The following is a 24,111-nucleotide window of genomic DNA, read 5'->3' as shown; positions in this document are numbered from 1 at the left end:
TTTTATTTGGTTTTTATTTTAAAATACTAAAAATATTAGTATAACTTTGCCATATAATAAATTCATTATCATGGGGGAGGGAAAGCATATTATTCACATGGATCAGGATGCTTTTTTTGTATCGTGTGAGGTACGAAAAAACAAAGACCTTGAAGGTAAACCTGTGATTATTGGTGGAACATCGGATCGTGGTGTTGTAGCGTCATGTAGTTATGAAGCTAGGAAGTTTGGTGTTCATTCAGCTATGCCCTCGCGCATGGCGAAGATGCTATGTCCCCATGCTGTATTTATCAAAGGTAACATGGAGGAGTATTCAAAAGCGTCGCATGAAATTACCGATATCATAAAAGAAAGAGTACCACTTTTTGAAAAGGCTAGTATTGATGAGCATTATATAGATATGACAGGTATGGATCGCTTTCATGGGGTAATGAAATATGCACATGAATTGCGTGAAACCATTATGAAAGAATTAACACTACCTATTTCATTTGGCCTTTCCGTAAACAAGACCGTTGCGAAGATGGTAACCAATGAGTGTAAGCCTGGTGGAGAAAAGCAAATAGAACAGATTGAAGTGCAACCGTTTCTAAATCCTTTATCTATCCGTAAAATTCCCGGCCTTGGAGAGAAGACTTTCATAAAGTTGAGTGATATGGGAATTAAAAAAATCTTCACTTTATCACAGATTCACCCAGATCAGATGAACTTTCTGTTGGGTAAATCCGGATTGTCGTTACTCCAAAAAGCAAAAGGGATAGATAATAGTCCGGTTATTCCCTATGCTGAACAAAAATCTATTGGTACTCAATGTACTTTTCATGCGGACTCTATAGATATTGAAATGATTAATAACTTGTTGATAGCTCAGGTTATGGATGTCGCTTATCAGCTTCGGGAGAAGAAAAAATTGACTGCATGTGTAACAGTTACCATCCGTTATGCCAATTTCGAAACTGAAACAAAGCAAGCTGCCATTGCTTATACCTCGCTGGATAGTGTATTAATTGCGACTGCAAAAGACCTTTTTAAAAAGATGTATAACCGCAGGATGCTACTCAGACTGGTGGGGGTACGCTTATCTAGCTTGGTAACTGGATTTGAACAGATTGATATGTACAGTGAGTCGCAGGAGCAATATAGTCTGGTACAGGCTCTGGATAAAATTCGGAATCGTTTCGGACAAGATGCAGTAACCAGAGCTTCGGTATTAGATATTAAACTATAATCATGTATTTGAACGTCCATTCCCAATATAGCCTGCGCTATGGCACTATGTCTATCGAAAACTTGATAGAAGAGGCCTCTGCACGTGGTATTACGCAGATGGTGATAACAGATATCAATAATTCTACCGGAGTGATGGAGTTCATGAGGGAGTGTCGTAAGAACAAAATCAAACCCATTGGAGGTATGGAGTTCAGAAGGGATAAAAGGCTGCTTTATATTGGCATCGCAAAAAATAAAGAGGGAATGAAAGAACTTAATGATTTCCTTAGCGAGCATAACCTAAAGCAAAAGGAATTGCCCGATGAGCCATGTGTATTTGAGCATGCTTATGTGGTATATCCTTATGGATATAAAGCCAAATTGAAAAGAAATGAATACATTGGTATCCGTTTCGATGAACTGTATCAGCTTTATAATAAGGATTTAACAGATTATCAGGATAAGTTGTTGGTTTTGCAACCTGTTTTTGTAGCCAATAAAATCGGTTATCGTTTGCATGAATACTTAAGGGGGATTGATCTGAATACCTTACTTACAATGGTCGAGAAAGATGATAAATGCAGGGAAACGGATATGTTTCTAATGCCGGGAGAGCTGGAAGCGAAGTTTGCCAGGTATGCTTTTATTCTTGATAATACCCGTAAACTGATGGATAGTTGTACCATGAATTATCCGGAAGGGAAATTAAAACTCAACAAAAAGACCTTTACCGGAAATGAAAAAGATGATATGGCACTTCTCGAAAAACTGGCCATGGAAGGAATGCTTTATCGATATGGTAGTAAAAACAGAGAGGCTTTAAAACGAATAAAGAATGAGCTGAAAGTAATCGTCGAGATGAATTTTTGTGCATACTTTCTGATTACTAATGATATTATTCAGTATTCTATGCGTAGGGGCTATTATCATGTAGGTAGAGGCTCTGGGGCCAATAGTATTATAGCTTACTGCTTGCAAATTACAGATGTTGATCCTATCGGACTCGATTTGTATTTCGAGAGATTTCTAAACGTAGAACGTTCCTCACCACCCGATTTTGATATTGACTATAGCTGGGACGAACGGGAAGATGTTCAGGATTATGTTTTTAAACGCTACGGAAAAGAACATACAGCATTGTTGGGAACGATGTCTACCTTTAAAGACCGTTCGGTAATTCGAGAGATCGGTAAAGTTATGGGCTTACCTAAATCGGAAATTGATGGCTTTACCGACCCTGCTCGTGCTGTGGTAAATCGCGATAATGATACTTTTAAAAAGATACTTGCTATACAGAATCTGATGGCCAAAATGCCTAACCAAAGAAGTATTCACGCTGGTGGGGTATTGATATCTGAAGAACCAATCACCTATTATACCGCTTTAGATCTGCCACCTAAAGGAATGCCCACTGTGCAGTGGGATATGTACGAAGCGGAAGCAATTGGTTATGACAAATATGATATCCTTTCTCAACGAGGAATTGGGCATATTAAAGAAGCCGTTAAACTGGTGCAACAGAATCAGCAAAAAAGATTGGATATTCATCAGGTTCAAATGTTTATGAAAGACCCTAATCTCAATAACAGGTTGAAAACAGGCAATACCATCGGATGCTTTTACATTGAATCGCCAGCTATGAGACAATTACTCGCTAAGCTGACCTGCGACAACTATTTAACATTGGTTGCCGCCAGTTCCATTATTCGTCCGGGAGTTGCACAATCTGGAATGATGAAAACCTATATCTATAATTTTCATCATCCCACAGACGTGAGGTACTTGCATCCGGTGATGGAAGAGCAGTTAAAAGAAACTTTTGGTGTGATGGTATACCAGGAGGATGTGATTAAGATCTGTATCTATTATGGTGGAATGGATGGAACTGATGCTGATATTTTAAGGCGAGGAATGAGTGGTAAATACCGCTCCAGGGTTGAATTTGACCGGCTTGTAGAGAAATTTCATGATGGTGCTAAGCTGCTAGGCCGGCCAGAAGAGATAACTAAGGAGGTATGGAGGCAGGTATCTAGTTTTGCTGGGTATAGTTTTTCGAAAGCACATTCTGCAAGTTTTGCTGTAGAAAGTTACCAGAGTTTGTATCTGAAAACCTATTATCCCATTGAATTTATGGTTGGAGTGCTCAATAATTATGGTGGTTTTTATACCCGATGGCTATATGTACATGAACTAAAAAAAGTAGGGGCAAAAGTGCATCTGCCATGTGTAAACAGGAGTGAGGCAGTGGTGTCTATTAGTGGTATTGATGCTTATTTAGGTTTTGTGGGGATACAAGGACTTGAAGGAAAATTTGTAGAGCTGATTCCGGATGAGCGCAAACAAAATGGGAAATATCTGAATTTGGAAGATTTTGTAAAGCGTACGGAAATTGGCCTGGAGCAGGTTATAATTTTGATTCGCTGCGGAGCTATGCGTTTTACTGGAAAAAGCAAAAAGATATTGTTGTGGGAAGTTCATACTTTACTTGGTCATAAAGTAAAACCAAGTAATCATGCCGAGTTGTTTCATGTACAAACCAAACACTATATCTTACCAGATTTAGTTAATACTAAGCTAGAAGATGCTTATCATGAGTTGGAATTGCTTGGTTTTCCACTCAGTTTATCAATGTTTGATTTACTTAAAACAGAATATCGGGGAGAACTTCAGGCTAATGAATTGATGAATAATCTGGGGCGGATAGTAAAAATGGTAGGTTTATATGTTTGCGAGAAAACGGTGCATACTAAAAACAATAACAGGATGTGGTTTGGTACATTTCTGGATGTTGAGGGCAATTTTTTTGATACTACACATTTTTCCAATAATACACCAATATATCCTTTTAGAGGTTCGGGTTGTTACTTGATTTTGGGGAAAGTTGTGGAAGATTTTGGTTATCCAAGCATTGAAGTTAAAAAGTTTGCTAAGCTAGAGATTATGAATAACCCAGTCATGGATTAAGGTATTTACCAAGAAAGATGAGCTGGGTAGAACTAAGATTTTAAATACAATAAGATGTAGCGTTTGAGATTTAGTTTACGTTTAAGCAGTAAATAAATCTTATTACTATGAAGTATCTTTATTTACTCTTTGCCATGCTCTTTTTTTCTTCATGTTCAAAAGAAGAAGTGTATGGCCCTTTTAAGCTTAAAAACGGACAGGAAGTTGAGCTTGTGGTTGATCATCGTTATGGATCAGCCAATGATAACCTGTTAATTTTACCACAAAATGAAGTGATAGGACTGTCGTTGCATGGATTTCCTGAAAGAAAACCAGGCTATACTTATCGTGTTAAGGCTAAATTTAATATTAATCTAAATCCACCACAAGATGCATCAGATAGGTGGTTTAACTTCACAAAAGTAATCAGCGAAGAAAGGTATATAGGGGATGAATCATTCGATATCTTACTGATTAAATCGTATATACCAGGTGGGCCATTTATTGATATGGGTAAAATAGATGATCAATACATATATATAAAGGATAAGCTAGAGCTAACTTATGCTAGTCAGACGGTGAAAGATCAATTAGAGGAGATTTGGCAACATTCATTGGAAATGCGTCAGAAATGGGAAGAAACCAAACAGACACCTACCCCTAAATGGAGGTCTATAAAGGCGACAGTAAAACATGATCTCACCAAATTTGGAAAGGCTTATTTGGTACAGCATATTGAATTTACATTAAAAAATTAGAGGATATAGCAGGGGGCAACTGTTTGAGTACCCCAGCTAAGTTTTTTTCTTTATTTTATTGCCCTTATAAGGACTCTTTAGCCCACAATCAGATTTTGAAATACTGATTACTGCCTGCTGTTTTAATATATTCAGTTACTATAAATTTTGTTTTATTGGATATTTTTTTGTCTATTTATATATTGTTGACGTACCCGTTTTTATTTAATTAACATTTTAAATCATAAGTAAACAATTATTCTAGCCAAATAACACCACAGATGAAACCATTTAAAACAAATGTACTTAAGCAGAAATCATTATTGTTCTGTTTACTCTTAATTCTACCTTTCTCTTTGATAACAGAAATCAAAGCTCAGACTTCCAATAAGGAGAAGCCTATAAAGGTCAGATATAATGCTGAAACAGTAAAGATTAATTCCTCAACTAGCGAAATCATATCAGAAAAGAGATTGAGCAATGGAAAAGGCATGAGTCTAAAAGCTGAGGTTACGGCGGCGATTGATGGTGAACGCCCTGAAGCTGACCTTACTTTTAACGTAAAATTACCTATTGCTGGACGCTATGTAATGCGTACTTATGCCGTAACAGATGAAGAGGGTGCAAAGCTGATGAAAAAGGCGAAAACTAAATATGAATCTATGTATATCAGGATTCAGATTGATGATTTACGCCCAACTAAAAGAGTAGTTTACGTACCTTGGGACAGGCCTTTACAAACTTCAGGCAAGTTTGAATTCAACGGGCAGGATCAACAAGTTAAAATCTGGTTGCCAAAAGGTGTTCGATTTGAATATCTTGAACTTACTCCATATACTCCACCAGCTGTCCCAGCTAAAGCTGAAGCTTATCGCCCTAAAGTAGTTCCTTTATCCGGACACCCTCGTTTGTGGGTAAATCAAGAATCTTTGCAGGTTGTAAAAGCAGGATTAACCAAGGGTGAAAATACTCCGGCTTGGGAAAAGGTTAAAAAAGCTGCGCTTACTTCATTTGATTTTAAATTTGATCCTAATGCAGAAATGAGTTTTGATGCAAAGCTCGAAACTGCAGCTGAAAGTAAAGCCTTTTATTATTTAATGACTGGTGATAAAAAAGTGGGTCGTGAAGCAATTACATTAATGAAAGATTATCTTTCACATGTAGAGTTTGGAAATCTACTTGACATTACACGTGAAATTGGGCGTGCCATTACAGCTGCTTCAGAAGTTTATGATTGGTGCTACGATTTATTAAGTCCTGAAGAAAAGAAGATATATTGTCAAAACCTAATGAGATTGGCTGATGATATGGAGATTGGCTGGCCGCCTTTTCTTCAAAAAGTAGTAAATGGTCACGGTAATGAAGCTCAGGTGTGTCGTGATTTATTATCGATGAGTATAGCTATTTATGATGAGAACCCACTTCCATACCGTTATACTTCTTATGCTATTTTAGAAGAGCTAGTTCCAATGAGGAAGTTTGAATACCAGTCGCCAAGACATAATCAGGGAGTAAACTATGGTTCTTATCGTTTTGGTTGGGATATGCATGCTGCATGGTTGTTTTATAGAATGACTGGTAAACCTGTTTTTGACGATAACATTAAAGATGTTCGTAATTACTGGCAATATATGCGTACACCTGATGGACAAATGCTTCGCGATGGAGATGGTTTTGGATCTGGTTCTGGAGGCAAGCCGTACTATTGGTCTGCAGCTCAAACTATGTTATTGTGTTATGCTTATGCAGCCGATCCTCTGCTCAAGGCCGAATTTCAGCGCCAAGGTTCACTGCCAAATAACCCGGTATTATTTCTCCTGTTGAATGATCCGGATCTAAAAGCTGAACCGAGTCGTGAATCACTTCCTTTAACAAAAGATTTTGGGAAAGTACTCGGATCAATGGTTGCTCGTACAGGTTGGAATATAGGTCCAAATAGTAGTGATGTAGTTGCCGAAATTAAAGGAGGTGGCTATATATTTGGGAATCACCAGCACAGTGATGCAGGGTCCGTACAATTATATTATCGTGGTTTCCAATTTGGAGATTTAGGACTATATAAATTTTATGGAACACCTTATGACTTGAACTTTAATAAAAGGTCTGTAGCTCATAGCATGATGTTGGCAGTAGACCCTTCAGAAAAATTCCTTACTTCTGAGTCTAATGACGGGGGGACGCGTTTTGTTCAACGTCATCCTGTAACACCCGAAGAGGTTAAAGCTAATCCGTTGTTTTACAATGGAAAAGTATTATCAACCAGTTTTGGTCCATCTAAACTTAAGCCATTTTTCAGTTATTTTTCAGTAGACCTAAAGGGTGCTTATTCTGCTAAAATAAGTGCTTATAATAGAAGTATGATGTTTTTAAATCTGGATAGGGAAGATGTGCCTGCTGCAATAATTTTAACGGACGATATGTCAACTGCTAAACCTGAGTTTAAGAAGTATTGGCAAATCAATGCACATAATAAGCCATTGCTTACGGAAAGTGGTGTAGTATTGCAAAATCAGTTGGGCGATTTGGTAGGTAAAGCGCATGTAGATATCCTGGTTCCATCTGCTGATGCAAGAAAATTAGAAGTATTTAGCGGTGCTGATGCAAACAGTTCTTTTAAATTTAAGTATGATGCACCTGTCAGTTCTCTTGCAGAAGGAAAAGGACATCGTATTATGCTTACACCAAATAAAGAAAGCAATAATGATCATTTTTTAAGTGTAGTTCAGTTAACTTCTGGTGAAACTAAGCCACTTCCTGTTACACATTTAGTTACACCTGTAAGTGATGTTATTGTTTTAGCTGATAGAGTGCTAAGCTTGAATAAAGGCCTGGATTATATCAATCAGCAATTTTCATTTAAAATTCCTGCTAAAGGCTCTTATCAGGTTGTTCTTGCAGGCATGAAAGCCGGCGACTGGAATGTAATCAGTTCAGATGGAAAAGTGAAATTTAACACCAATGTAAAAGAAGGAGAAAATACCATCTTTTTCATCGGTACTAGCTCTACATATAAAATAACACCAGGTAAGGTGTCTAATTTAAAGACATTAAGTATTAATGAAAATAACATGCCTGGGAAAAAATAATCCGATTGTTGGAATAAACAATACTTTAAACGCAAAACAGGCTGTATGATAATACAGCCTGTTTTGCGTTTTTCACTGTAGAGATAATCTAAGGATTGAAAATTAACATTAGAAAAATAGCAAATACAGCTAAATGCATAACCCCTGATATTGGAGTTGTGCGCTTACCAAAAAACGTAAGGAAGCTAAGACATACAGTTATAAGGAACAAAATGGTTTCAGTAGGAGAGATACCAAAAATAACAGTTTTTCCTGTGATCAATCCAATGATCAAAACTGCTGGTACAGTTAATCCTACAGTAGAAACAAATGCACCATGACAAAGGTTTATCGCTCTTTGTGTTTCATTATTTAGTGCTGCTTTTACGGCAGTAATAGATTCAGGAGTAAACACAATAATAGCAATCAATACTCCGCCAAGCAGGGGCGGAAGATTAGCAGCTTTTATTCCAAAATCAACAACTTTAGCCATATTGTGCGACAATAAAACAATAGGTAATATCATAGCAATCAGTATAATAGAACGGATGATGATTTCTTTATTGTTTCCAGTTGATTTTATTTGTTGTGTATTTTCTGATAAATCCATATTACGTTGAGAAAAAGGAATCTCCATGGCTCCTGTTACAGGTTGTACATAAAGGTGTTTGTAACCTTTCATTTGCCATGCCAGAAAAAAAACATATAAAATCACAATCAAAGTAGATAATATGACGGCTTGTGTATGTGTGAAAATTCCATTGCCCGAACCGATAATTACATTTGGGAGAAGTAAAGACATACCTCCTAATAATATAATCATAGAAATATAAGTAAGCGTTCCCTGGGCATTATATTCTTGTTCTCCATATTTTAAACCACCCAATAAAATACAGAGGCCAACTACCAGGTTCATGATAATCATCATTACAGAGAAAATAGAATCCTTTCCGATGGTTGGAAACTCCCCGGGTCCAAGCATTACTGCTGAGATTAGTATGACTTCAATTGATACTATGGAAAGTGTTAAGATCAATGTTCCATAAGGCTCTCCCAGTTTATGAGCAAGTGCATCTGCTTCTTTTACTACACCAAATGAAGCAGCAATTATGGTGGCTAATAGTATGATGAAACCAAATATGGCTGCATTTTGTGTCATATCTTCGCCTAGTAAAGAAGAACCTACGGTATAAAATAGGCCGACAATTAGCCATACTAATGCCAATCGGATTTTTGTTGAGGTTGGAATAATTGTGTTAATCATGGCGCAAATTTATGCTTAATAAAGATTTTTAAATTTATCCTATGATAATTAATATTGGGGCTATAGCTATTTTTCTTTGCGGATTCTACTTAAGCTTACCGGGGTAATCCCTAAATAAGAAGCTATAAACTTCAATTGTACACGTTGTAAAAGACTGGGCTTATTTTTTAATAATTCATCGTAGCGTTGTTTTGCAGAGAGCAATTCTCTTGAAATGATTCTTTCTTCAATCTTTAGAAGTTCTTTTTCAGCTAGTTTTCTTCCCCAGTTAGCAATATGGATATCCTTCTTATAAAGCTCGCGCAGGTATTCAACCTTTAATTCATACAGCTCACAATTTTCCAGGAGTTCAATGTTTTCGTATGATTTCTGATTCTCCACATAGCTTTTCATAGACAGGATAGTTTCACCTTCTTCACCAAACCAAAATGTGATATCACCCTTTCCTTGAGGTGCAAAGGCTCTTACCATACCCTTTTTAATAAAATACAGGTGTCTTTCTACTTTGTCAGCTTTTAACAATATATGCCCTTTTTCAAATCGAACTTCCTTTATATACTTACAGATTTCAGCACATGTTTCTGGAGGAAGTGGGTAGATTTCGTTTAAAATTTGATTGATTTTCATACTAAATGTATATCTGTTGAAATTGATGCTCAATTCCGCATTAAATTTAACATTTAAAACTTTGGCTCATTAATGCTATGTCAGTCATTTTTTATGAATAGTTGATAATGAACAAGATGAACTATCTCATTAAAAGGAGTATTGTGCATATTTGATCTATTTGCTAACAACATATCTACTAAAATATGAATCTCTCAAAGCGTGTGGTAAGAAAACTGTATACAGTAACTTATATTCTGATTGGTGTATTGCTAATTATTATGATTTGGCAAATTACAAGAGCATATAACTTTTAATATATAATCCTGAGCCTTCAATAAATATTAATATGTATAACTGATAGCTACAATAGGTAACTCTATGTTGTAAGATCTTTTATTTTTTGAAACAAATGATCTGGATTGAATGGTTTAGATAAATAATCATTCATTCCAGCATTTAATATTTTTTGAGCAACATTGTTATTAACACTCGCAGTAAGTGCTATAATGGGGGTATTTGCTTTAGCCTTATTATGAAGTTTACGTATCATTACTGCGGCTTCATATCCATCCATAACTGGCATATATAGATCCATCAATATGACATCAAAACTTTCTTCTTCTAATTTTTTTAAGGCAACCACTCCATTCTCTGCTATCACAGGAACAATATTCCATTGTTCGAGGGTCTTTTTTATCACCAAAATGTTTACCTGATTGTCTTCGGTGACTAAAACCTTAAGATGAGCTAAATCGTGCTTGTGGTTTATAGAGGTAGGGGATGGAGTGCCATTAAAATTTTGATATTTAAAATCAATATCAAATAAAACTCTGGTACCAATATCAGGTGTGCTTATCAAGTGGACCTCACTTTTAAACATCATTAGCACCTTTTTAACAATGGCTAGTCCAAGGCCGGTACCTCCATAATGTCTGCTTGTACTTGTTGAAGCCTGTATAAAGGGTTCAAATATATTTATCTGCCTGTTTAAATCAATCCCTATACCAGTATCTTCAATAATGAAACGAACAATCACCTGGTCGTCAGTTAAATTCTGAATCTGCACTTGCAAACTTACCTTTCCTTTCTCAGTAAATTTGATAGAATTATTCATCAGGTTTAACAAGACTTGTGTTAGACGTGTAGGATCGCTATTTACATGTTTACCATTTAGTTGATCATCAATATGAAGATTTAATTCTAGCATTTTCTCCTCTGCTTTTAGCTTTAGACTCGAGAAGTTGTTTTTAATTAATGCTGCAAGATCAAAGTTAATGCGCTCTAATTGTACTTTGTCTGCATCGAATTTATTGAAGTCAAGAATATCATTAATTAATAAAAGTAGATTTTCAGCAGAGAATTTAAGTACTGCAAGGTTTTCTTCCTGATCCTGACGTGGGTTTTGAAGTAACAGAGCATTTGATATTCCAATTACACCATTTAGAGGAGTACGTAATTCATGAGACATGGTTGACAAGAATTCCATTCTGGAATTTGAAAGATTCTCAACATCAGTTAATGTTGATGTAAGCTTTCCATTCAGTTCATTAAGCTCATTCTTTGTATCTGTTAGGCTAATTATATTTCTATTAAACACCTTAAAAAAGTAGTATTGAAGAAATATGATGAGTGAAAAATTATAGGTAATTACAAAAAGATAAGTGATTTGACTAACTTCATGTGGCTCATTACTTAAATAAAAGTAATTTTTATTATCTATCGCTGTAAAGAATAATATAGGAATAACATTTACTGCTGAGTAAAACCATCCCCATTTTAAGCCATGCATATAAAAACTGAGTGCACAAGCTATCCATATGAATTGTAGTGTTTCTACATTAATATCCTGAACGTAAATTGAAAGATTTGACCAAACTGCCAAAGTTAGAAACCAAAGAATAATATGTGAAACAGTTTTCCAGGCATGCGTATAGTAGGTTAGAGCTATTAAAACTATTGTTGCTATAAAGACAATACTTACCCTCATGAGATGTAATGATTCACCCCCAATAGCATAAGCAAAAATCAATATACCTGTAAATAAAAGATATAAAACCAAAATATAAGCAAGCATTTTAATGCGTGCCTGGTTTATGGGATCTTTTTCTTTGATCACTAATTTGCTGAAAATGCCACTAATTGTCTCAAAGAAGGAAGTCATGATTAGTTAATAAAGCGTTAATAGGAATTTTAATCTAAAATACGATTATTTACCATTTTTCATATGTAACATTTATCTAGAACGATCAGTACCTTTAGCCTCGTTTAATAAAGATATGATTCTTTCTTTGTCTTTAAGCTGATCTTTTAATGTAGCATTAAGCTCTTTGCAGTTTTTTAAACTATCACCATATTCTACCAGTGGTTCAGCAAGGGTACTTTTTTTAGTGTTTACTGATATTTTATCTGTTTTGAAGAAGTAACATGGAGATACATTGAGTGCTTCTGCCATAAGCAAAAGGTCTTTGTACTTAACAGATTTATTCATTAGACCAAGTCTTAGGCCATCAACTGTTTTACCAACTTTTTCGGCAAGCCAGGTTAAAGATCTACCTTGTTCTTTTAAAATCTCCTCTACAATTGCTTTTAAAGACATATTTTTTTGATGCAAAGTAAGTATTTTATGAGAATATTTATGTAAAAAGATATATTTTATTATGTCTTTTTGCATAAAAATTATGTGTAATAATTAAAAAATATATTTTTAAAACCATAAAAATATTGAGTGTGTTTAATGGAGATAGTTGATGTTTAGTCTAATATGACTTTATGACATTTTTGTTGTGAAGAATTCATATTTTTTTTATACTTTTACTTCGAGAGCGTTAATTTGCGGGGGCACAAGTCATTCTGACTAGCCTCCGCTTTTTTTTTTGGAAATGCCTGAAGTTTAGAGTTTTACCTGCCTAATGATGTTTTTAATATTTAGCTCAATAATGTCCGTCATACTATTACATTCAAGGTACTGATCGTCCTCAAAATATTCTGCCATTCCTTTTTTAAGTCTGTTTATATTCTCTACAGTTGTCAAGACTTCAGTGTTAGATACATCCCTTAAATCTGTAAGTCTGTGCCGCTCACTCCGTACCCGATGTAAAAGAGAAGATTTTTCCTCTTGTTGATATTGCAGATAAGTTTTATCTGTCAATTGATCCATACCTATCTTTACATAGGCATAGTTTTCTTTGAAGAATTGAGGTAAGTACACTTTGATATTCCCTTCATAAAACTGCTGATCAAAGTCGATAGCTCTGATTCTAAATTGAATATCATCAAAATCAGGAGTAATTTGTACCACAAAATTGTATGCTCTCATGTCACCAAGTAACATCACCAGGCAGCGTTCATTAAACTTGACAAACTCTTTTGCAATACGAGTTGGATTGTATTCCGGGTTATGCAAATAGTTTTTTGCGAAAACATCACCTGGTATTCCAGCAATATGCTCTTCGATAAGAGTCTCCCTATCTACCAGGTAATTAACTTGATTTGGAGATAGGATTTCTTCTAATTCCAAACCATAAATTCTAGATGCATCGGCTTTTTTAACATAAAAATAATCGTACACATCATTTAATCGATTTACAATTCTAACGCGAAAGGGGTGAGTATTACCAAAAGTACAATATTCAATTTTATCAATGTATTTATGTTGAACAATCCGAAGATTTCCAGAAGCCTTTAAATTGGCATAAATTACTTTTAATCCATTGTATATTTCCTCAATTTTATCAGCCGAATAAATAGGCCCTCTCCATAAAGAGTCTTTACCGTATTTATCCATTATCGGATAAGACTCATCGAACATCAACAGATCATTATAGCCGATAGGTAGCTTTGATTCCCTCTGATACTTTTTAAGGTATTTTTGCAAAGCAGGAGAAACCGGAAAAATCGGTTTTTTACGGGATATTTTTACATCACTGGGTTCCATTACAAAATAGTTTCAGCATAAATATATCTATTAATTTCATTTGAATTTCAAAAGCATGTGGATTTAAAGTCATATCACTTTAGGTGGCTAAGTTTTGTTGTTTATAGGTTGTAGTTTTGGTTTAGATGAAACCATCAAAATAGATATAATGAAAAAACTGCTTAACTCCATTCCATTTTCTGTACTCGATCTGGCCACTGTAATAGAAGGGAAAACCCCTGCCGATACTTTTAAGAACAGTCTTGATTTAGCTCAACATGTGGAAAAATGGGGCTTTAATAGATATTGGCTTGCTGAGCATCATAATATGATTAGTGTAGCGAGTTCGGCAACCTCTGTTGTAATCGGACATATCGCCGGTGGAACGGAAAAAATCAGGGTTGGGTCCGGAGGCATTATGCTACCAAATCATTCTCCATTAATTATAGCAGAGCAATTTGGAACATTAGAGTCTTTATATCCGGGTCGGATTGATCTAGGATTAGGGAGAGCACCAGGCACGGATCAGGTTACTGCAGCTGCAATAAGGGGTGATCTTCGTTTTCAGGCTGCACAGGATTTTCCAAAGGAAGTATTAAAATTACAAGCCTATTTATCAGCCGATAATAGTACCAGTCACGTAAGGGCAATTCCAGGAGAAGGCCTAGATATTCCAATCTGGATATTAGGTTCCAGTACAGAAAGTGCCCGATTAGCTGCAGCGTTTGGTTTGCCTTATGCATTTGCCAGTCATTTTGCACCAGCACAATTTATGAGTGCGATTAATATATACAGGCAGAACTTTACACCTTCTGAACATTTGAGTGAACCCTATGTCCTGGCTTGTGTAAACGTTGTAGGTGCTGATACTGACCAGGAGGCAGATTATCTGGTAACTTCACTTTATCAATTGTTTATGGGTATTGTTACTGGAAAGCGAAGATTGCTGCAACCACCTGTAAATAATATGAATGACATCTGGGACGTATACGAGGAAGAGCAAGCTAACCAGATGCTGGCTTGCACTTTTGTAGGTAGCAAAGAGACATTGAAAACAGATTTACAACAATTTTTAGATCAGACTGGTGTAGATGAAATTATGGCTACCTCTCATATTTTTGATCATGAAGCAAGATTAAGGTCGTATGAAATAATGGCTGAAGTATTTAAAGCCTAATTCTTCTAGATTCATGTAATCCGATGCCAATATTTGAAAATATTTTTTTAATATTGGCATTATCTTTATAAAATAAATTTAAAACTAATTGTTTTAGAATTATAGATAAGGGACTAACCAAGTATGACCTGGATTATATAGTTTATGGTGCTGTATAGAGAATTTTCTGATACTGAATTAATAGGCTTATTAAAGTCTGGAGACAGAACTGCATTTACTGAAATTTTTAATCGCTACCAATCCCTGCTTTATATATTCGCTTATAAAAAAATTGGAGAGCGGGAAGAAGCAAAAGATCTTATTCATGAATTATTCCTTACACTCTGGGAGAAACGTGAGGAAATACATATTGCCGGGGCATTACCTGCCTATTTTTTTACCATCATTAAGAACAAGATACTTGATTTATATAAACATAAAAAAGTATCTCAGCGTTATCTGGATATTTTTCAAAATTATCTTGATACAAATCAAAATGCGACTGATTATTTGATAAGACATAATGATCTAAGTGCTCTTATTGAAAAAGAAATTGCTGGTCTTCCTACAAGAATGCGTGAAGTTTTTGAACTTAGCCGCAAAACTAATTTATCGCGCAAAGAGATTGCAAACGAATTAAATCTATCAGAACAAACAGTTAAGAGCCATATGCATCATGCACTTAGGATATTAAAAACAAAGCTTGGTGCTTTAATTGTTTTTATACTGATAAGCTTTCCTTAATTATTTTCATTTTTATTTAACCCCTCTGGTTTAGTAAATCGTTATGTACTTAAATAGCACAGAACAATGGACGAACAGAGCGCAAAAAGTTTAATAAATAAATATCAGGCAGGAACATGTACCCCTGAGGAAAAGGCCATTGTAGAGAACTGGCTAATCTTAGGTGAAGTAACAAAGTTTAATTTGTCGGATGATGAACTTGAAGAAGATCTGTTGGATTTACAACAAAGATTGTACACTACTATCGCTCCTAAGCGTAAAACGCTATGGCCGCGCGTAGCAGTAGCTGCTTCCATTTTGATTTGCTTTGGTCTTACTTTTTACTTTTATACTGATGCAAAAAAAGAATCAGGAATAACTACAGCTTATAAAGACATTGCACCAGGTAGTAATAAAGCAATTTTAACGCTTGCAAATGGTGCTAAAATCTCAATTACTGATGCCAGGAACGGAGAAATTTTAAAAGAATCAGGGATTGTAGTTTCCAAAACTGCAGATGGACAGCTAGTTTATAAAATCACTGAGAGAGATAAAAAATCAAGAATTAAAGATGAGGCTTATCATACCATAGAAACACCCAGAGGAGGCCAGCATCAGGTTATACTTCCGGATGGCACCAAGGTTTGGTTAAATGCAGCGTCATCCATCAGATTTTCAGAGTCTTTTGTTAATGTAAAGGCGCGTAATATTGAGCTAAAAGGGGAAGCTTACTTTGAAGTGAAAAAAGATCAGGAACATCCCTTTATTGTTAAAACAAGCAGGCAGGAAATAGAAGTTCTGGGAACTCACTTTAATATCAGTAGCTATTTGGACGAGCAAAAGTCAATCACAACATTGCTGGAAGGTTCTGTTAAGGTTCAAGCTTTAATGAATCATAATTATAGTGTGATTAAACCTGGTCAGCAAGCTATTTCTAAAGGGACTAAAGATCTTAATGTCGTTGCAGCAGACATCGATCAGGTGCTGGATTGGAAGAATGGTGACTTCATGTTTAAAAAGGAGAGTCTGGATGGCATTATGAGGAAAGTATGTCGTTGGTATGATGTAAATGTAGAGTATGGAGACGAAGTAGATATAAGTCAGACCTATAGTGGATTAGTATCCAGATCAAAGAACATTTCTGAAGTATTGAAAATTATGCAAGCTGCCGGTCAGCTGAAATTTAATGTTATTGGAAAAAAGGTAATCGTAGAGAATAATTAACACATATAATTAACCACAACAGAGCCCCAGGAACCATACAAGGCTTTGCCTAAAACCAAACAAAATGAATAAAAACTACAGAAACAGTACTTAGGCAGTCTGCCTGACAAGATTAAAAATACCGGGAGTGGTGGAACACACCCGGTAGTTGTTTAATGCTTTGTCCATTAAACCCAAATAAGATTTGGGCATTGTTAACCAATTTATTAATGAATGATGTGAACGTGTTTTCCCTTGAAAAGTAAGCACTTCACAGAATAAACAGATTCAAATGTATGAAATTTTACATTAAAAGCCTATGCAGGCCACCTGCCTGTATAACCAACTTTTTGTCGAAGATAAATCCGCTGAAACGGCTTGATCCGACAGTTAAAAGACAGATTATTATGAGGGTTAACCTGATTATAGTATTATTAACTACTTCAATTTTACACCTGAGTGCCAGTAGTTTCAGTCAGAATGTAACTTTAAAGTATAACAATGCTGCATTAGTAAGCGTGTTTAAAGAAATCAGACTACAGACTGGTTATGATTTCTTTTATAACGACAAATTAATGAGCAATGCGAAGCCAGTTAATCTGAGCCTTAAAAATGTGAGCCTGGAAAAAGCACTCCAGATTTGCTTTAAAGGACAGCCGTTAAGCTTTAGCATTGAAAATAAAACAGTAATTGTTAAAGAAAAGGAACAGGGCATTATTGATAAGGTGATTGATTACTTTTCTGTGGCTGATGTCCGAGGTCGTGTATTGGATGAAAAGGGACTTCCTCTGATCGGTGTTAGTGTCAGGGTTAAGGGATCAACCTTAGCAGTCAGTACCAATAGTAATGGTGAGTTTAGCATTAAACTGCCTAAAGGAGATGAAACGCTGGTGTTTAGTTACATTGGTTTTCAGACTAAAGAAGTTGATGCGAATAATAACCCTGTTATTAATGTAACACTGATTGAAGCAAATAAAGGTCTTGATGAAGTTATTGTGGTAGGCTATGGTACGCAAAAAAAGAGAAATGTAATTGGTTCTGTGGCGCAGATCAATAGCGCTGATCTTAAGCAAATGCCTACTATGAACGTTACGAATATGTTAGCAGGTCGTTTACCAGGAATCACCAGCTGGCAGCAATCTGGTCAGCCAGGTGCTGATGATGCATCACTCAGGATCAGAGGGACATCTTCTTATGAAGGACCGCAAGGTCCAATCGCGATTGTAGATGGTGTTCAAAGGCCATTTGCTCAGTTGGATCCCAATGAAATTGAAAGTATATCTATTCTAAAAGATGCTGCTGCCCTTTCTGTATATGGTTTACAGGCAGCAAATGGAATTATCCTTGTCACTACAAAAAGAGGAAAAGCACAAAAACCTAACATTAGCTATGATGGAGCAGTAATTGTAAACTCGAATACCCGATTTCCTAAGTTTTTAGATGGCCCGGACTACATGGAATGGTTTTCAAGAGCAGAAGAAATGGATAATGAGTACAGGATAAGCATTGATTCTGATCCTATTCCATTAACATATAATAAATCGCAAATCAACGCAATAAGAAATGGGACCAATACGAATCCATTATTAGGAAACTCAGATTGGATAGGAGAGTTTCTAGGTAAATCAGCCGCTTCTCAAAGTCATGGTGTAACCGTTAGAGGTGGGACCGATAAAGTTAAGTATTTCTCTAATCTAGGATATCTGGATCAGGAAGGAGTAGTAGCGAACACAAATTATAAAAGATTTAACCTGCGTACCAATCTTGATGTTCAATTGAATGAAATTCTTTCTGTTGCTTTTGATATCAATGCAAGGATGCAAAAAACAAATACTCCAGGTATATCACCTGACAATGGTGCCTATATGAATCCATTTTATCAAGCGGTTAGGATGATCCCAAATATGCCTATGTATGCAGAAAATGGACTTCCTACAGCTTATTTAAGTAATGCAGGTTATGTTAATCCAATTGCATCAGTTATGCAGTCAGGATATCAGCGTGGTGAAACTAATGTATTTCAAACTAGTTTAAGCTTTAACGTGAAAGTTCCATGGATTGATGGTTTATCAGGAAAAGTGCAAACCTCCTTTGATAAGAATGCTACCGAAAATAAGAGTTGGTTAACGCCCTATAAGATGATGGGAAGAACCAGATCGAGACCTACAGGGAGTTTTATTCCAGTGGATAATCCTCCGGGCATAACTTTAAATACGTTAAGACAAAGTTATAGTCAGAATAACCGGTTAACTTTTCAGCCAAGTTTAAACTATTCAAAAACATTTGGTGACCACACCGTTACTGGATTGGCTTTATATGAATGGTCTAGATATAGAAACAATGTATTTTCTGCAGGAGCCAAAAATTTTGCACTTACAGAGTTGCATGATATAGACTTTGGTAGTGATGCGCCATTAGACATTATTAAATCTACAGGTTCAAGTGGTAATACAGCAAGAAATGGTTATGTGACAAGGGTAAATTATGCCTATAAAAATAAATACTTATTTGAAGCTGCATTTAGAGCAGATGCTTCCATTACATTTCCGGAAGAAGGACGTTGGGGTTATTTTCCTGGTGTAGCATTAGGCTGGGTGACCAGTGATGAAGCATTCTTTAGTAAAATTAAAGAAACGGTTAACTTTTTTAAAGTTAAAGCATCTATGGGCGTATTGGGTAAAGAGGCATCAACCTCATTTGCCTACCTACCTAGTTTTAGCTTAACTAAAGATCCGGTAGTGGTAATTGGGGGTATACCTATTAATGCTTTATCTACAGGTTCGCCACCTAATAGAAATCTGACATGGGAACGTCATCGTTTAACAAACATAGGTTTTGAGGCTGAATTGTGGAATGGTAAACTAGGCGTAGATTTTGACTACTTCTATAAAGTAGTCACTGATATTTTAACACCAAGATCAGCCTTATACCCATATTCAATCGGAGGTTATTATCCAACTACATTTAATGATGGTATTACAGATAACAGAGGTTTTGATTTACAGTTAAGGCACCGTAATATGATAGGTAAAATCAGTTATTCTGTAACTGGTAATTTTAATTGGGCCAGAAACAAAATCATCTTAATTAATGAAAGCCAGAACCTGCCTTCATGGCAAAAGAGAACGGGTAAGCCAATTGGTCAAAAGATGGGTTTTGTTGTAGATGGATTTTATCAGAATTGGGATGAGGCACGTAATGGTTCATCTCCAAGCAGTGGGATCATCGCTCCGGGATTTTTTAAATATAAAGACTTGAATGGTGATGGGAGAATTACCAGGGATGCTGATATGACTTTTGTGGGGAAAAGTAATATGCCTGAGATTATGTACGGCTTAAATTTTGAGGCTGCATATGCTGGTTTCGATATTTCGTTCTTATTTCAAGGAGCAGCAGAATCAAGCGTTGCTTTAGCAGGCGTTTACGAAGGATCTTCAGGTACTTCTGGTATTGAAGATAATAGTCCCTTTACCAAAACTTTCTATGGATATGGAAATTCACCATACTATTTGGTAGAACAGGCATGGAGACCAGACAATCCTAGTGCAAAATATCCGCGTTTAACATCAGGTAATTTATCATTATCTCCACATAATGCCAATGCAAACTCTGGTTTTATCATCAGTAACGATTACTTAAGATTAAAGGCTATTCAGTTAGGCTACACACTTCCAAAAAGATTGTTTAAGTCGAAAATTGAAAAAATGAGGTTTTATGTTTCCGGCTTTAACTTGTTTACATGGGATAAGCTGAAATACCTTGATCCTGAAATGCCAAACGTAAACAACGGATTCTATCCACAGCAAAAGATGATTTCAGGTGGTGTTAACCTAATATTCTAATAGCTTTATGAAAACATATATAAAAGCACTAAAAAAATCCGCTCTTATAGCAGGTGCAATTCTGGCTATGAGTGGTTGTAAAATTGATACAGACCCACTTGACAGGTATACTGATGTTGCTGTTTATCAGAATCCAGCTAATGTCAGACTGTACTTGATTGGTATGTACAATGAGTTCAATACCTTTAAGTTTGGTACATTTCCTATTGGTTCAGATAATGCTACAGATGCATTAACTGATATAATGAAATATACATCCGCAAATTCGGGTAATGGAACAGTAAATATACTTGCTTCTGATGCCTCAAGAGTAAGTGCTTCCGGACCAATGTTAAATTATTGGAACGCAGGATATTCCAGAATCCGCAGGCTTAATGAATTTCTAGAGGGTTTAGAAACAAAAGCTCAGGGGCTAGATGAGACTACAAAACTTAAATTTCAGGCAGAAGCCAGATTTATAAGGGGGTATGTTTATTTCTGGTTGGTAAAGTTGCATGGCAGCGTTGTATTGCATGATAAACTCGTTGGACCAGAAGGGAAAGACAAACAACGTTCAAATGAAGACGACTGCTGGAATTTTATAGCAGCTGATTTTTCCTTTGCTGCACAATATCTTGATAAAACCTGGGATGCCGCAAATAAAGGAAGAGCAACGAAAGGAGCAGCTTATACTATGCTAGCCAGGACATGGTTATATGCGGCATCAATTGCAGAATATGATAAAAAACAATTTAATGCTGACGAATTGACTGGCGTACCTGCAGCAAAAGCTACAGCATATTACACCAATGCTTCAAATGCTGCTGATGAGGTGAAAAAGCTGGCAGCAGAAGGCTTGTATGAATTGGAAGCTAATTTTGCTTCTATTTTTACGAATAAGAATACCAAAGAAGCTATTTTTAAACTAGATTTCGTTCGCCCTCAGGTTACCCATCAGTATGATTTAGGCTTTATGCCTCCAAAAGATAAGGTAGATAATGCCATAGTATATGGTGTGCCAACAGCCGAGCTGGTAGATGAGTTTGAAATGAATGATGGCTCAACTTTTTCCTGGTCTAATCCCACAATGGCAGCAAACCCTTATGCCAATCGCGAACAAAGGTTTAATGCTACCATATTATTTAATGGTTCGTCTTGGAAAGGACGTACTTTAAATACCACCACCAGTGATGCTATTGAAGGTATTGCTGAATATGGTGGCGCTGATCCTAAACGAACCGTAACAGGCTATTACGCTAAAAAATTCCTTGATCCTTTAAATATTAATCCCTGGGTAGATAAAAGTGACCAGAGTTGGATAGAGTTACGTTATGCAGAAGTGTTGTTAATTGATGCCGAAGCAAAAACAAAGATTAATAATATCTCAGCAGCTAAAGAATCATTAAATGCCCTGAGAAATAAAAGAGGGTTGCCCAATACACCTTCTCAGACACCGGCAGAAATGATGGTTGCCATAGAGCATGAGCGCATTATAGAATTAGCTTTTGAAGGACATCGTTACTGGGATTTAAGAAGATGGAGAAAGGCGCACCTGGTGCTGAATAACATTCGTTTTACAGGTCACAAAGGAGAACCGAATGGAGCCTCTACAAAGTATACAACAATACCTGTAGATAATACCAATCGTCAGTTTACTCCTGCACTTTATTATATCCCCATTCATCAGGATGAAATTCTGAGAAATGATGCAATTACCCAGATCAAAGGATGGTAGTATTTAGTTATAATATTAAGCTTTTAATGATGAAGAGATTATCATTGGTTTTTATAGTTTTTACACTGGTCGGTCTGGTGTTTAACTCCTGCAAAAAAGCAGAAAAGATAGTTCCTAATACAAAAAATGAACTAGCAGATATATATGGTACAATTGAGGGGATGGGTAGTCTCCAGCAGCGACTCTTTGAACCACGGTTTAGTGCGAATAAGGACACCATTTATTTTGATATTCCATATTTTTACCCGGTTAATTCTGATTATCCTGTAGACCTTTCCAAAATTATTTTGAGGTCTGTTGTACCTTCGGACGCTATCGTTACTCCAGCATTAGGTACAGTAAGAGATGTCTCCAAGCCCTTTACTTTAAGCATTACATCAGGCTCTGGGGAAGTCAGATCTTATGTAGTAGTATCAAAAAAAGTTGGGGATGTGTCCATTACAAAAGCCAAAGTTAGATATCAGGCTGGCACTTCTACACAAGAAGTGGAAGCGTTAGTTAAAGATAATGAAGTGATCTTTTATATTTTACCAGGTGCTGATGTGACAGCTGCGATTTTTGATCTTGAAATCAATAGCCATTCTACAAGTTCATTGGCAAGTGGATCTACCCTTAATTTATCTCAGGAAGTGCCATTAACTATTACTGGTATAGATGGATTAAAGAAAACCTACAAGATAAAAGTAGCAGAACCAGTTAAACTGGATTATGGTGTAGGGATAAATAGGAGAATGTGGACTAAAACCGCTGCTGAATTAGGATTTACTACTAATAATGAGACTTCTATTGCAATAACAGGTGATTATGTGGTTACAGTTGTTCGTACAAATCCAGCAGTTTACAGGGTATTCAATAGAAACACAGGTGCATTTGTTAAGAATATGGCATTACCATTTAGTGCCCTGGCTATGCAGGTGGTGAATGATTCTGAGGGTAACCTTATAGGTGCAACCTATGCAGGTAAAAATGGTAAATTCCTGGTTTACAAATGGAGTGATATCGATGCCACACCGGTTAAATTGATTGATTGGACAAATAACAATCCTGCTGCAATAACTGGTGATGGTGGAGTAGGCAGAAGGTTGAATATTTATGGTGATGTGAATACAAATGCAGTATTGATGACTACAGGCGGACAGTCGACCATTATTTACAAATGGAGAATTGCAAATGGTGTATTGGTAAGCAATACACCGGAAGTAATCAATTACAAATCAGTTGTTGGCGGTGCTGCAAGCTTTATGGGATATAATGCCGATGCACAACCTGTCTCTACAAATGCGAATACTGATTACTTTATCAATTATCAGTTCGAAATTGGTTTGGTTAATGGAACAAGCCATGAGAGAAGCATAGGTTTTGCAAATGAAACAGCTAATTTTGGTATTTTCCACTTCGCTACTGATTACGTTGTATTTAACAATGCGAAGTTCCTGGCTATACAGAAATTTGTAAAAACTTTCAGCTATAATAATGCCGTATTAGGACTTTATGATGTAACAGAAAGCTCTAAAATCAATTTATCTGCAGCAGATCCAAGGTACAAAACCTTTAATATTTATAATTCTGAGGAATTCCTTGGTGCGACAGCTAATTCGAGTGGAACAGGTGATGTCTGTATTGCTTTAACACCAGATAAAGAGCGTATGCAGGTATTTATGTTGCTAACCAATGGCGGTATAATAGCGCATGAGTTTACAAAATACACCCCTTAAACCATTATTGAATTTAAT

Annotated in this window: 15 protein-coding genes; 10 read left to right on the top strand and 5 right to left on the bottom strand. The window is 36.1% G+C overall.

The annotated features are described in order from the left end of the window. Positions 1-70: 70 nt before the first annotated feature. From dinB to ABDJ41_RS16445, 4 genes are all read left to right on the top strand, one after another. Positions 71-1,228 (top strand): DNA polymerase IV, encoded by a 1,158-nt coding sequence (gene dinB / locus ABDJ41_RS16460; protein WP_349787168.1) that lies wholly within the window; start codon positions 71-73, stop codon positions 1,226-1,228. 2 nt (positions 1,229-1,230) lie between these two features. Beyond that, complete coding sequence (locus ABDJ41_RS16455; RefSeq protein WP_349787167.1) at positions 1,231-4,173, top strand: DNA polymerase III subunit alpha; 2,943 nt, start codon at positions 1,231-1,233, stop codon at positions 4,171-4,173. A 107-nt stretch (positions 4,174-4,280) separates the two neighbouring features. Further along, complete coding sequence (locus tag ABDJ41_RS16450) at positions 4,281-4,910, top strand: hypothetical protein (protein ID WP_349787166.1); 630 nt, start codon at positions 4,281-4,283, stop codon at positions 4,908-4,910. A 260-nt stretch (positions 4,911-5,170) separates the two neighbouring features. Next, positions 5,171-7,975, top strand: coding sequence for a hypothetical protein (locus ABDJ41_RS16445; protein ID WP_349787165.1), 2,805 nt, complete (start codon positions 5,171-5,173; stop codon positions 7,973-7,975). 88 nt (positions 7,976-8,063) lie between these two features. On the opposite strand, the gene ABDJ41_RS16440 is transcribed toward ABDJ41_RS16445, so the two are convergent. From ABDJ41_RS16440 to ABDJ41_RS16420, 5 genes are all read right to left on the bottom strand, one after another. Continuing rightward, positions 8,064-9,218, bottom strand: a complete 1,155-nt coding sequence (locus ABDJ41_RS16440) for a calcium:cation antiporter (RefSeq protein WP_349787164.1) — start codon at positions 9,216-9,218, stop codon at positions 8,064-8,066. A 66-nt stretch (positions 9,219-9,284) separates the two neighbouring features. Beyond that, a complete protein-coding gene (locus ABDJ41_RS16435) occupies positions 9,285-9,845 on the bottom strand; it encodes a Crp/Fnr family transcriptional regulator (protein WP_349787163.1) in 561 nt (186 codons plus the stop codon). A 358-nt stretch (positions 9,846-10,203) separates the two neighbouring features. Then, on the bottom strand, positions 10,204-11,988 hold the full coding sequence (locus ABDJ41_RS16430) for a response regulator (RefSeq protein WP_349787162.1): 1,785 nt from the start codon (positions 11,986-11,988) through the stop codon (positions 10,204-10,206). Between the two features lie 72 nt (positions 11,989-12,060). After that, positions 12,061-12,498, bottom strand: a complete 438-nt coding sequence (locus tag ABDJ41_RS16425) for a hypothetical protein (protein WP_349787161.1) — start codon at positions 12,496-12,498, stop codon at positions 12,061-12,063. Between the two features lie 219 nt (positions 12,499-12,717). After that, positions 12,718-13,761 carry a hypothetical protein gene (locus tag ABDJ41_RS16420; protein WP_349787160.1) on the bottom strand — a complete coding sequence of 348 codons (1,044 nt, stop codon included), beginning with the start codon at positions 13,759-13,761 and terminating at the stop codon, positions 12,718-12,720. Positions 13,762-13,909: 148 nt separating this feature from the next. Here ABDJ41_RS16420 and ABDJ41_RS16415 point away from each other — a divergent pair, with 148 nt between their 5' ends. The 6 genes from ABDJ41_RS16415 to ABDJ41_RS16390 all read left to right on the top strand — a co-directional run bounded on the left by ABDJ41_RS16415 (position 13,910) and on the right by ABDJ41_RS16390 (position 24,093). Continuing rightward, positions 13,910-14,917, top strand: coding sequence for an LLM class flavin-dependent oxidoreductase (locus ABDJ41_RS16415; RefSeq protein ID WP_349787159.1), 1,008 nt, complete (start codon positions 13,910-13,912; stop codon positions 14,915-14,917). Positions 14,918-15,061: 144 nt separating this feature from the next. Continuing rightward, positions 15,062-15,640 (top strand): RNA polymerase sigma factor, encoded by a 579-nt coding sequence (locus ABDJ41_RS16410; RefSeq protein ID WP_349787158.1) that lies wholly within the window; start codon positions 15,062-15,064, stop codon positions 15,638-15,640. Positions 15,641-15,706: 66 nt separating this feature from the next. Then, entirely contained in the window at positions 15,707-16,843 is a 1,137-nt protein-coding gene (locus ABDJ41_RS16405; RefSeq protein WP_349787157.1) for a FecR family protein, read from the top strand. A gap of 275 nt (positions 16,844-17,118) precedes the next feature. Continuing rightward, a complete protein-coding gene (locus ABDJ41_RS16400; RefSeq protein WP_349787156.1) occupies positions 17,119-20,664 on the top strand; it encodes a TonB-dependent receptor in 3,546 nt (1,181 codons plus the stop codon). A 7-nt stretch (positions 20,665-20,671) separates the two neighbouring features. Continuing rightward, the gene (locus ABDJ41_RS16395) at positions 20,672-22,378 is read left to right on the top strand and encodes a RagB/SusD family nutrient uptake outer membrane protein (RefSeq protein WP_349787155.1); all 1,707 of its coding nucleotides are present in this window, start codon (positions 20,672-20,674) and stop codon (positions 22,376-22,378) included. Between the two features lie 26 nt (positions 22,379-22,404). Next, positions 22,405-24,093, top strand: a complete 1,689-nt coding sequence (locus ABDJ41_RS16390) for a DUF5018 domain-containing protein (protein WP_349787154.1) — start codon at positions 22,405-22,407, stop codon at positions 24,091-24,093. The last annotated feature ends 18 nt before the right edge of the window (positions 24,094-24,111 follow it).

This window comes from Pedobacter sp. ASV1-7, from assembly GCF_040203335.1.
GTDB lineage: Bacteria > Bacteroidota > Bacteroidia > Sphingobacteriales > Sphingobacteriaceae > Pedobacter.
Note: the sequence above shows the minus strand (reverse complement) of the source record. Positions and strands in the feature narration are given on the sequence as shown.

Bases quoted from the DNA above. Each gene is read 5' to 3' on its own strand.
- dinB (WP_349787168.1), top strand. From the start codon at position 71: ATGGGGGAGGGAAAGCATATTATTCACATGGATCAGGATGCTTTTTTT.
- ABDJ41_RS16455 (WP_349787167.1), top strand. From the start codon at position 1,231: ATGTATTTGAACGTCCATTCCCAATATAGCCTGCGCTATGGCACTATG.
- ABDJ41_RS16450 (WP_349787166.1), top strand. From the start codon at position 4,281: ATGAAGTATCTTTATTTACTCTTTGCCATGCTCTTTTTTTCTTCATGT.
- ABDJ41_RS16445 (WP_349787165.1), top strand. From the start codon at position 5,171: ATGAAACCATTTAAAACAAATGTACTTAAGCAGAAATCATTATTGTTC.
- ABDJ41_RS16440 (WP_349787164.1), bottom strand. From the start codon at position 9,218: ATGATTAACACAATTATTCCAACCTCAACAAAAATCCGATTGGCATTA.
- ABDJ41_RS16435 (WP_349787163.1), bottom strand. From the start codon at position 9,845: ATGAAAATCAATCAAATTTTAAACGAAATCTACCCACTTCCTCCAGAA.
- ABDJ41_RS16430 (WP_349787162.1), bottom strand. From the start codon at position 11,988: ATGACTTCCTTCTTTGAGACAATTAGTGGCATTTTCAGCAAATTAGTG.
- ABDJ41_RS16425 (WP_349787161.1), bottom strand. From the start codon at position 12,498: ATGCAAAAAGACATAATAAAATATATCTTTTTACATAAATATTCTCAT.
- ABDJ41_RS16420 (WP_349787160.1), bottom strand. From the start codon at position 13,761: ATGGAACCCAGTGATGTAAAAATATCCCGTAAAAAACCGATTTTTCCG.
- ABDJ41_RS16415 (WP_349787159.1), top strand. From the start codon at position 13,910: ATGAAAAAACTGCTTAACTCCATTCCATTTTCTGTACTCGATCTGGCC.
- ABDJ41_RS16410 (WP_349787158.1), top strand. From the start codon at position 15,062: ATGGTGCTGTATAGAGAATTTTCTGATACTGAATTAATAGGCTTATTA.
- ABDJ41_RS16405 (WP_349787157.1), top strand. From the start codon at position 15,707: ATGGACGAACAGAGCGCAAAAAGTTTAATAAATAAATATCAGGCAGGA.
- ABDJ41_RS16400 (WP_349787156.1), top strand. From the start codon at position 17,119: ATGAAATTTTACATTAAAAGCCTATGCAGGCCACCTGCCTGTATAACC.
- ABDJ41_RS16395 (WP_349787155.1), top strand. From the start codon at position 20,672: ATGAAAACATATATAAAAGCACTAAAAAAATCCGCTCTTATAGCAGGT.
- ABDJ41_RS16390 (WP_349787154.1), top strand. From the start codon at position 22,405: ATGATGAAGAGATTATCATTGGTTTTTATAGTTTTTACACTGGTCGGT.